Annotated in this window: 12 protein-coding genes; 11 read left to right on the top strand and 1 reads right to left on the bottom strand. The window is 37.2% G+C overall.

Annotated elements, in window-relative coordinates:
* Window positions 1-721: 721 nt before the first annotated feature.
* From ACRRVB_RS04215 to ACRRVB_RS04165, 11 genes are all read left to right on the top strand, one after another.
* Window positions 722-2,125: a sodium:solute symporter family protein gene (locus ACRRVB_RS04215; RefSeq protein WP_432466727.1), complete on the top strand. Its 1,404-nt coding sequence runs from the start codon at window positions 722-724 to the stop codon at window positions 2,123-2,125.
* A 110-nt stretch (window positions 2,126-2,235) separates the two neighbouring features.
* Window positions 2,236-2,550, top strand: a complete 315-nt coding sequence (gene rplU, locus ACRRVB_RS04210; protein ID WP_432466726.1) for a 50S ribosomal protein L21 — start codon at window positions 2,236-2,238, stop codon at window positions 2,548-2,550.
* Between the two features lie 9 nt (window positions 2,551-2,559).
* Window positions 2,560-2,814 (top strand): 50S ribosomal protein L27, encoded by a 255-nt coding sequence (rpmA, locus tag ACRRVB_RS04205; RefSeq protein WP_432466725.1) that lies wholly within the window; start codon window positions 2,560-2,562, stop codon window positions 2,812-2,814.
* 86 nt (window positions 2,815-2,900) lie between these two features.
* A complete protein-coding gene (gene rpsP / locus ACRRVB_RS04200; protein ID WP_432466724.1) occupies window positions 2,901-3,257 on the top strand; it encodes a 30S ribosomal protein S16 in 357 nt (118 codons plus the stop codon).
* A gap of 116 nt (window positions 3,258-3,373) precedes the next feature.
* Complete coding sequence (acpP, locus tag ACRRVB_RS04195; protein WP_432466723.1) at window positions 3,374-3,628, top strand: acyl carrier protein; 255 nt, start codon at window positions 3,374-3,376, stop codon at window positions 3,626-3,628.
* Between the two features lie 11 nt (window positions 3,629-3,639).
* A complete protein-coding gene (gene fabF / locus ACRRVB_RS04190; RefSeq protein WP_432466722.1) occupies window positions 3,640-4,890 on the top strand; it encodes a beta-ketoacyl-ACP synthase II in 1,251 nt (416 codons plus the stop codon).
* On the top strand, window positions 4,875-5,612 hold the full coding sequence (gene rnc / locus ACRRVB_RS04185) for a ribonuclease III (RefSeq protein WP_432466721.1): 738 nt from the start codon (window positions 4,875-4,877) through the stop codon (window positions 5,610-5,612). Before fabF ends, rnc begins: the two co-directional genes overlap by 16 nt.
* 170 nt (window positions 5,613-5,782) lie before the next feature.
* Window positions 5,783-7,225, top strand: a complete 1,443-nt coding sequence (gene sufB, locus ACRRVB_RS04180) for a Fe-S cluster assembly protein SufB (protein ID WP_432466720.1) — start codon at window positions 5,783-5,785, stop codon at window positions 7,223-7,225.
* A 145-nt stretch (window positions 7,226-7,370) separates the two neighbouring features.
* Window positions 7,371-8,183 carry an FAD-binding oxidoreductase gene (locus ACRRVB_RS04175; RefSeq protein WP_432466719.1) on the top strand — a complete coding sequence of 271 codons (813 nt, stop codon included), beginning with the start codon at window positions 7,371-7,373 and terminating at the stop codon, window positions 8,181-8,183.
* A gap of 184 nt (window positions 8,184-8,367) precedes the next feature.
* On the top strand, window positions 8,368-9,000 hold the full coding sequence (locus ACRRVB_RS04170) for a metalloprotease (protein WP_432466718.1): 633 nt from the start codon (window positions 8,368-8,370) through the stop codon (window positions 8,998-9,000).
* 49 nt (window positions 9,001-9,049) lie between these two features.
* Window positions 9,050-9,808: a hypothetical protein gene (locus ACRRVB_RS04165; RefSeq protein ID WP_432466717.1), complete on the top strand. Its 759-nt coding sequence runs from the start codon at window positions 9,050-9,052 to the stop codon at window positions 9,806-9,808.
* Between the two features lie 66 nt (window positions 9,809-9,874).
* Here the strand turns inward: ACRRVB_RS04165 and ACRRVB_RS04160 are convergent, their stop codons facing one another.
* Window positions 9,875-10,405: a hypothetical protein gene (locus ACRRVB_RS04160; RefSeq protein ID WP_432466716.1), complete on the bottom strand. Its 531-nt coding sequence runs from the start codon at window positions 10,403-10,405 to the stop codon at window positions 9,875-9,877.
* Between the last annotated feature and the right edge of the window lie 163 nt (window positions 10,406-10,568).

The following is a 10,568-nucleotide window of genomic DNA, read 5'->3' as shown; positions in this document are numbered from 1 at the left end:
CCAAGTAATCGAATCAGATAACTGGAATAAACGATGTTTCGGGTTAAGAAAACTAGATAAGCGTTGCTCAAACAAACGTTCAAGGCTATTATTTATTTTCTTAGATTTCATCCTTATTTTGCAAGCTTTTTATACAAAACAACTCTAAAACTGGTTATTAACCAATACAAATTTAACCATTTATTTGCTGATTAACAAATAATTATACAGTATTTCAGGACCGACTACTTATTGATCTTTATGGTAAACCTTCTCCTGTAGAGAATCATCTAGATAAAAATCTCTTTATTAACACCCAGTATACCCATTCCACTTCAGATTCAGGTTTCGGTTCAGTTTCAGATTCAGGTTTCGGTTCAGTTGTAGATGGAACAACTTATTCAACTAACAATGGGATTGTTAATAGGCCCCTTATTAACACCCAGTTACCCTCCCACTTCAGATTTAAGTTTTGGTTCATTTGTAGATGGAACAACTTATTCAGGTGACTATGGAATTTTTACTACGTCCCCCTTTGCGTACTCCAAAACCAGGATTAGGCTCAACTGAAAAGCTGTTTGCTGCGAACTGTGTGTTATTATTCTAGTTATGCCAAAGTTTGTTGGATTATTGTTAAAAGTTGCGTAAGCATACATTAATTGTTTCCATTATGCCACTTTATACTCCATGTCTTCTAATGGCAATTTTTTTTCTATTTATAATAGTAATATTTTTTTGTCTTTTGTATAGAAGGGATACCAGCTTTCGAGATTATGCACTTGGCCATAGACAGTTTTCTACAGCTACTATAGTAGCTACTATAGTAGCCTGTAGTTGTCCAGGAGGCGTACTCAGGCTTGCTATAGAATATGCTTCTTATGGAAGCTGGTTCATGCTTGATAGGATTATCCTCATGTTTTGTCCCTTGTTACTCTTAAGTTGGTTAGCACAGTCTATGTCTAAATTTATGGATCATCTATCGATGCCAGAGTCTATGGCTGTTGTATATGGACGTTGTGCAAGATTGATAACTGCTTTGTTTGAGCTGTGTAGTGGAATGATTATGATTGCCTTTCAAATTCGACTTATATCTGATACAGTTAGCCTATTTATACCTTCTGTTAGTTCATTAGCCATTACTATATTAATAACTATTGTTATGGTGGTTTATGCTATGTTTGGTGGTGCGCGTGCTATTGCTTCTATAGATGTATGGCAATGTATCGTTTTTTCGATGTGTATGCTTGTACTAGTTTGCTGGCTGTTTAAAGTTACCAATAACCTAATTATTAATAAAATTGATTTTCTTAAAAGTCAAAAACAATTCATAAATATTATACCTCCTGATAGGAAAATACCGCTTATATTTCGCTACTTGAGCGCTCTTTTTGGTCCGGTTGCTCCCTATCTTGTGCACTATTTATATATGTGTAAAAGGACTGTTCAGGCAAAAAAAGCATATTTGTATGCAGGTATTTTTTCTAGTGCTATTATAGCTTGTACATTGGTAATTGGTCTGTTGGTTTTTATCCGTTTCCCCAATATCCCTTCTACAGCTATTTGGAATCATTTTCTCTCTAATCTTTCGTTTTTTTTAAGAGGAGTAGTTTGTGTGATTATGTTATCCTTCGCTATGTCTACAGTTGATTCTAGATTACATGTTGCTAGTATTATGTTCGCTTATGATATACCAAAAAGTATCGGTTGTTTTAGTAGGCTTCTGAACTTGCATCAAGTTCAAGTGGTGCGTGTAGCACTTCTAGCTGTGGCGTTATTGGCTATGGTATTGGGTTTTTACTGTTCTATCTCCATTTTAGACAAAATCTTGGTATGGCATGGACGTCTTTATGTATCCGTAATCATAGCTCCATTTATTTTAGCTGTTTTAGGGTTCCATACTTCGTCTTCTGTTGCTTTAATAGGGATGGTTACTGGCCTACTATCTATGTTGGCTTGGCAAAAATGGATGGTGCCTATACTCCATACAACTAGTGGCCACGTACCTTGTATGTTGATGAATGGACTGGTGATGGTCCTTGTACACTATTTGTTACGCAGCACAACAAACAAACTAGACCAGCCCCTTGACAGGGTTCAATCTATTCAACAAGTCAACAAGAAAACGGGCTATAAAAAACAAGCATAGAAATAATATCGGTTGGCCATTTTTTATTTTATAGAATAAAGCTTAACTTTGTTGAGCTTGATTCTTTCTAGTAGTAGAAAAAATAGTATTCTTTTAGCCTATAGAAATATATGTATGCAATTGTAGAAATAGCTGGCGCCCAATTTAAAGTTTCTAAAGAGCAGTGGCTTTATACCCCTAAATTGCAAAGTGAAGTAGGTGCTTTGCTTACTTTTGATAAAGTGCTACTTGTAGATGACGGGGAAGGAACAGTAGTAATAGGTGCGCCTGTACTCCATACAGTAACCGTTAAGGCGAAGGTATTGGAACATACCAAAGGAGATAAAATTATCGTTTTTAAGAAAAAAAGACGAAATGGATATAAGGTTAAACGGGGCCATCGTCAAGAGCATACCAAAATTGTTATTGAAGACATTCTAAAATAATATAATCCCATGGCACATAAGAAGGGGGCAGGTAGCTCCCGTAACGGAAGAGATTCAGAAAGTAAGCGGCTCGGCATAAAAAAATATGGTGGAGAAACCGTAATCGCTGGTCATATCCTTGTTCGGCAAAGGGGTACCCGTTATTACCCTGGTAAAAATGTTGGGTTAGGTAGGGACCATACTTTATTTGCCTTAACCAATGGTGTAGTAGTCTTCAAAAAAAACAAGGACCTGCGTGCTGTTGTTTCGGTGGATAATATGTAGTCTATTCTTATATAGAAGTTTTCTTAACAACTAAAAAAATAATTTATTAACCATTTGCGAACGAGATTCGCTAGAAAGGCAATACTATGGCTGTAAAAATAAGATTGGCTAGATGTGGTAGAAGACATTTAGCAGAGTATGATATTGTTGTAGCGGATGCAAGGTCACCACGAGATGGTCGTTTTATAGAAAAAATTGGGAACTATAACCCCAATACCGCTCCTGCAACTGTCAAACTTAATGAAACCAGTGCATTAAAGTGGCTTTTTCAAGGTGCGCAACCTACCGATACAGTAAAAACACTTTTTTCCAAGCAGGGTATTATGCTTAAAAAGCATCTTCAGATAGGTGTTGTAAAAGGCGCCATTACCCAAGAGCAAGCTGATCAAAAATTTAGTAATTGGCAAGCAGACCGGCTAAAAAAAGTGGCCACTCACGTATAATACGTTGTTTTAAATTTTTCTTTATGTATTGCCCTAGATAAGTAATAGTGGGCTCATAATTTTAATAATTAAACTCATTTTCATCAAATTACAAAACAGTTAATTAAATGGATAAAATGAATAAAGAAGATATTATGGCTAAAGTAGTAGCCGTTGTTGTGGATAAACTAAATGTTTCAGCGCAAGAGGTGTTGCCTACTGCTCATTTTGTAAATAACCTTGGTGCTGATTCCCTAGATCAAGTAGAATTGGTGATGGAACTTGAAAAAGCCTTTGATGTACAGATCAAGGATGATGAAGCGACCCACCTGCAAACAGTTGGTAGTGTTGTAGATTATTTACAAGAAATCTTATCTAAACGTAAGGCTTAGTTGATTTTCGTATGTGCCCCACAAGAGTAGTGGTTACAGGATTGGGTGCCCTTACCCCAATTGGCAACAATGTTAAGACATATTGGGATGGCCTAGTTTCTGGTCAAAGTGGCGCAGCCCCTATCACCAGTTTTGATACAACTAAACATAAAACCAAGTTTGCTTGTACCTTAAAAGGGTATGACCCCCATAACCATTTTGATGCAAAAGATGTAAGGCGAATGGATCCATTTGCCCAGTATGCTATGGTAGCTGGGGATGAAGCCATACAAGATGCTGGATTAATTACTCCTTTAGTAGATAAAGAACGTGTAGGCGTTGTATGGGGTTCTGGTATAGGTGGTTTAGGTACTACAGAAGCAACCGTTTTAGGCTTTGCTGCTGCTGGTATGGATCCTAAAATCAATCCTTTTTTTATTCCTAAAATTATACCAGATATTCCCTCTGGTCATTTATCTATTAAATATGGTTTTAAGGGGCCCAATTTTGCTACAGTTGCAGCATGTGCTTCTGCAGTAAACGCTATAGTAGCTGCTTTTCACTTGATTAAACTAGGAGATGCAGATGTAGTGGTAGCAGGTGGTTCAGAAGCGCCTATTATTCAAATAGGCATAGCTGGATTTAATGCATTAAAAGCGCTCTCTCAACGCAATGAAGATTATTTAACGGCTTCACGCCCTTTTGATCAGACCAGAGATGGTTTTGTGATGGGAGAAGGAGCAGGTGCTTTAATTCTTGAATCTTATGCCCATGCAAAAAAAAGAAATGCTAAAATTTATGCTGAATTAGTAGGTGTAGGCATGTCTGCAGATGCCCATCACATTACTGCACCAGATACAGGAGGTGTCATTTTAGCATTGCAACGTGCTTTAGCCAGTGCCCAAATTAGACCAGATCGTATAGATTACATTAATGCCCATGGTACCAGTACTCCATTGGGCGATGTCAATGAAGTGGAGGCTATTCAACATGTGTTTGGTGTCCATGCTTATAAGCTTAACATTAGTTCGACTAAGTCTATGACCGGCCACTTATTGGGTGCAGCGGGGGCGATAGAGTCTATTGCGACTGTTTTGGCCTTGTTGCATCAAGTTGTGCCCCCAACCATTAATCATAAAATATTAGATGAAGCCATTGATCCACGGATCAATCTAACTTTAAATAATGCAGTAAAAAGAACCATCTTATTTGCCCAAAATAATGCCTTTGGCTTTGGTGGACATAACGTTTCTATAATCTTCAAAAGATGCGAAGATTTCTAAATTTATTCCAGTATATTTTTATAAAGCAAAATCCTGCTACCCAACAGTTGGTCTCTTTTATAAGAGCGGTTACCGGAATGATGCCTATAAATCTCGCTTTATATAAGGTAGCCCTTCAGCATAGTTCTATAGAAGAAGGACATACTTCCAATGAACGACTTGAATTTCTGGGCGATGCTATATTATCTGCTATTGTTGCAGACTATCTTTTCAAAAAATATCCATTAAAAGAAGAGGGTTTTTTAACAGACATACGGTCAAGGTTGGTCAATAGGGATGCTTTAAATGGGGTGGCACGTAAAATGCATTTAGATAAGCTGTTGCATTATGATACCAATCTGGTAAAACCAAGTGGCCATAAATTTATGTATGGCAATGCCTTAGAGGCCTTTATTGGGGCTGTTTATTTAGATCATGGCTATGAACGTTGCCAAAAGTTTGTTATTGATTATTTGATAGTCAATTATATAAGTCTAAAAGAGCTGATAGAACATGATACCAATTTTAAAAGCAAGATCATTCAATGGGCACACAAACATCACCTTCAAGTAGTTTTCAAGATTCTTGAAGAAAAACAATGTGAACACTATAAAGAATTTACTGCTCAGGTGGTTATAGGTGAAAAGGTTATGGGCGAGGGGACAGGTAGAACTAAAAAATGTGCCGAACAAATGGCTGCCCAGCAGGCCCTACAATATACGGAGCAAATAGAAACCAATTAAAAGCGCTCAGTAATCTTTTCAGTCGAGGCTTTTTACAAGGAATATCTTTTCCTATTTTTAGGCAGTGGAGCTAAAAATCCAAACAGATACATTGAACATTGACTGATGATTGCGTCCATACGAAGACTTTCGTTTTTATTTTCTATAAATAGCATCTATCTAGAACAATTATGGCAAAAGAAGATATACACGATATTATTCATGCATCTGATTATCCATATGGATTTGAAAGTAATATTCCTGTAGATACCATTCCCAAAGGCTTAACGGAAGCTACCATTCGCCTTATTGCTGAGAAAAAAAAAGAGCCAGCGTGGTTGCTCAAACGCCGTTTAGAAGCTTTTTATCATTGGTCTAAATTAAAAGAGCCTACCTGGGCAAAAATTGTCTATCCACCTATAAATTACCAAAATATTATTTATTACGCAGCACCCAAACAAAAGGTACAGTTAAACAGTTTAGAAGAGGCTGATCCAGAACTTTTGGCTACTTTTAAGCGATTGGGTATTTCGTTAGAAGAGCAAAAAAGACTAACGGGTGTAGCGATGGATGTGGTGTTAGATAGTGTTTCTGTGGCCACGACTTTTAAAGATACATTAAACAAGCTAGGCATTATTTTTTGTTCTTTTAGTGAGGCTGTTCAGCAATATCCTGATTTGGTTAAAAAATATTTGGGTAAAGTAGTCCCTATGACCGACAATTATTTTGCTGCCCTTAATACTGCTGTCTTTAGTGATGGTTCCTTTTGCTACGTTCCCAAAGGGGTCCATTGTCCTATGGAACTTTCTACCTATTTTCGCATCAATGCTACCAATACTGGGCAATTTGAACGCACCTTGATTGTTGCAGAAGAAGATGCCTATGTTAGCTATTTAGAGGGGTGTACAGCACCTATGCGGGATGAGCATCAATTACACGCCGCTGTAGTAGAGATTTATGCTGCAAGGGGGGCGCATGTAAAATATGCTACAGTACAAAATTGGTATCCAGGCAATAAAGATGGCGTAGGCGGTGTCTATAATTTTGTAACCAAGCGAGGCCTTTGTGCGGGCGCGTACGCTAAAATTTCATGGACGCAAGTAGAAACCGGTTCAGCCATTACTTGGAAGTATCCAAGTTGCATTTTAATGGGAGACCATTCAGTAGGTGAATTTTATTCTGTAGCAGTAACCAAAAACAGACAGCAAGCAGATACAGGTACAAAAATGATCCACTTGGGTAAACATACTAAGAGTCGGATTGTAGCCAAAGGTATTGCAGCTGGTCAATCCAACAATAGCTATAGAGGTTTGGTCAAGGTCGCCCCTGGAGCAGCACATGCCACTAATTTTTCTCAGTGCGATTCTTTGTTAATGGGTAATAGCTGTGGTGCCCATACTTTCCCTTATATAGTAGTAGGCCATCCAACCGGCCAAGTGGCACATGAAGCCACTACATCTAAAATTAGTGAGGATCAACTTTTTTATTGCAATCAACGTGGTATCGATCATGAAACTGCTATTGCACTTATTGTCAATGGTTATTGCAAAGAAGTACTCAATCAGTTGCCTATGGAGTTTGCGGTAGAAGCACAAAAACTATTGGCGCTTACGCTGGAAGGTAGCGTTGGATAATTGGACTAAAGATTTAGCATTTATTTTATAGCTGTATCTGAATAAATTTTTATCACAACTGAATAACCACTCAATAGCCTAATCTTTAGGATAGTCATTTGGTTTGTTATAAAAAGTTTCGACAGATGGTTAATTTTTTTTAGATTTGGGAGTAAACACCGAAACGTTACCCAAAGAAAGTAGCAAAAATTTGACAGGTATTATAATCGAAAAAATGGAACAAAATCAATTTAAAGTTGAGTTTATAGCCTCCAAAATGCTTACACCTACTGTAGCAGAGTTGTCTTTTAGACGTTTGGATAAACTACCTTTCCCATTTATACCAGGTCAATTTATTACTTTTTTATTGCCACACGTATCTGGAAAAATAGTACCACGCAGTTATAGCTTAGCCAATAGCCCTTCGCAAACCAACCAATTGGATATCGCAATAGCCCCGGTTCAGGGCGGCTTTGCCACGAACATCCTCTTTGACCTAAAAAGTGGCGATCTATTAGACTGTGTTGGACCTAAAGGTAGGCTTATCCTTCAAGCAGCAGAAAAACCAAATCACTACCTATTGGTAGCTACTGGAACTGGTGTAGCACCTTATCGTTCTATGCTCCCTACACTTGCTAGACGGCTAGAAGAAGATAAAATGCTCAAAGTAACCTTGTTATTAGGTGTACGTTATGCGACTGACTTGCTTTATGCAGAAGATTTTATTGCTTTTGCCCAAAAATACCCAAATTTTCACTTTCGTGGCTATCTGAGTAGAGCAAATGCAGAGGCACCTCCTTATCAATATGTAGGCTATGTACAATCCGCCTTTGAAAGCCTTGATTTAAATCCAATGACCGATTTGGTATACCTATGTGGTAATCCATATATGATTGATGAAAGTATTGAACAGTTGCAAAATATCGGTTTTAATTTACAATCTATAAGAAGAGAAAAGTATATCTCCCGCAGGGTGTAAAATAGAATCTGTTGACAAAACAACCAATGGACATCTTAAGAAAGCAAAAGGCCTGACGCTATAGGCGGCTTCAATACGCTCTTTATTGTTGCGAAATGAGTTGCCTAAAATAAAGCGGCCCTGTTATACTGTTTCTTATTTAATTTTAATTAATAGGTAGATCACCTAAAAATATAGTACAGTTTTGCGTTTTAGATTTTTAAAAATTTCAGTATCTATTGACCTCAGTTATTGGATCTTTTTATTTTTGGTAATCAGTAGTGTAGGTAGCCAATATATAGAAATTTTGCTATGGGCTAGTGTCTTTACCTTAAGCATATTGGTACATGAATATGGTCATGCCTTAGTAGCTCTTTTTTTTGATGCAGCACCCGAGATTGTATTACAAGCTTTTGGTGGCATCACTCACTTTAATGCCCTATACTTAACAAGTAAACAAAAATTTTTAATTACCCTTGCAGGTCCCCTCTTTCAAGGATTATTGACACTGACGGTCTATCTCTTGCTTCGATTTAATATTTTTAATAGCTATCTCTTGCAATATTTGCTCTATATAACCATGTATCTAAATAGTAGATGGTTGCTGCTGAATTTAATACCTATTGCGCCACTTGATGGTGGCTGGTTGTTGCGCTATATACTAGAAAAACTTTTTGGCTATACGGGCTATCTGGCCAGTATTATTATTGGGTTGGTCGCTGCTGCCATTGCCATTCCTTTTTTGTATCTTCAAGGCTATCACTGGTTCTTTATCATGCAACTCTTTATAGCTGGATGGCATTATTGTAAACGCTGGCAACAGGCAAGAAAATGGTAATAAAAAAACATATCGGTGTGCTTTAACCTGTACAAGTAAATCTTATTGTATGGAATGGAAATTTGTTTTGTTGTGCCAAATGCAGCTAAGGCTGATAGGCCTATTACCCATCGCAATCGCTATAGGTTGTCAACGAGATGCACCTAGATATGAACCCGGACCTATTGCTCCTACAGAAGACAGACAACAATCCAACAAAGCGCAAAGTAATATAAAAGAACCTACTCAATCTGTATCTAATGGCTATGCCTCCCATCCCCCGGATACAATATATAATCATGTAACACTTATTTTAAAGGATATAGGTTGGTCTGATCTTGTATCAGCTCAATGCACTGATTCAAAATCAAAAATACCTGTACTTATAGCGCCACCTGTTGCGCCACATGCACAAAATGATTGGAGTAAATGCATAGAAGCGACTGCTCACCTACTAGATGAGAAAAAAACAGATGATCGTGCAGTATCCCATGGATTACCCAATAGATTAATAATTTCATTTCCAGACAATCAGTCGCATAAGTCCTGTGAAAAGCCTAGATTCCTTGCAACAGAATGTTGTATAACGGCTAAATCCAATCCGAGTAACTCAAAAAAGTATACCTATGCTTTAATAGGATGTTTGGTACATGTACCAAAGCATAGTGCTGATTCAAAAGAACATTTTATTCGACTTGTACAATCGAATAAAACGTGGTATTTCAATAAAAAGAACAGTAAAGAGCTTGTTGGTATTTCTACTCAAAAGGCCATTCAGCTAGCCTCAGAAAGGGGCACTATCTTTTTTACAAAAAAATCACATAAATGATGCAAATATTTATATGCTAATTTTTGCTTGATAAAAAAGTCTGGTTTCGTTTTTTGATGGTTCAGCCTATTTATTTAATAAGTTATGGTTTGCTTCTTTTAGACGCTTTTGATGGAGCCATAAATAGTGTACCGCCAGTATTACTAAGCCATTGACCAACATGCAGGGGAAAAGACCATCTGTTGTCCCTAGTAAGGGATAAATCCATTTCCTCCAAGCAAAAACAGATAATGCGCCTGCAACCATACCCATCAGAACAATGGGCTGACCAGTACGAAAGCCTAAAACAGCCAAAATAAATGGAGCAACGACTATAGGCGCATATAAACGACCATAGAAGCGCGAGAACTGATCTGCCATAAAATAGTTATTAGTGAGGGCCAATGGTATCGCTAAGATAGCCAAAACTAATATCGCTATATGCGCTATTCTATAATGATAGACAAAAGAAAGTTTTTTTCTAAGACCTATGGGCAATATATGGGGCACTATATCATAGCTTATCATAACCGCACAGATATGTAGCCTAGAATCAGAGTCTTTCTTTTTAAGTGTGTAAATATTTTTTAAGATTTGTAAATTTTGTATTAAATACATTAATTTTTATTCTTTAAAAGTATGAAAAAGAAAGTAAGTTCTCAAGATGGTATAAGCAAAGCGATAGATTTATTAGTAGAATCAGGAGTAGATTTATCGACCCTTTTTGAGAAAGGAGGATTACTCAAAGAACTAAGTAAACGTCTTATAGAAAAAGCCTTAG

Source organism: Candidatus Cardinium hertigii (genome assembly GCF_050864855.1).
GTDB classification, from domain to species: Bacteria; Bacteroidota; Bacteroidia; order Cytophagales; family Amoebophilaceae; genus Cardinium; species Cardinium hertigii_C.
The sequence above is the reverse complement of the archived record's forward strand: the minus strand, read 5'-3'. Positions and strand labels throughout refer to the sequence as shown.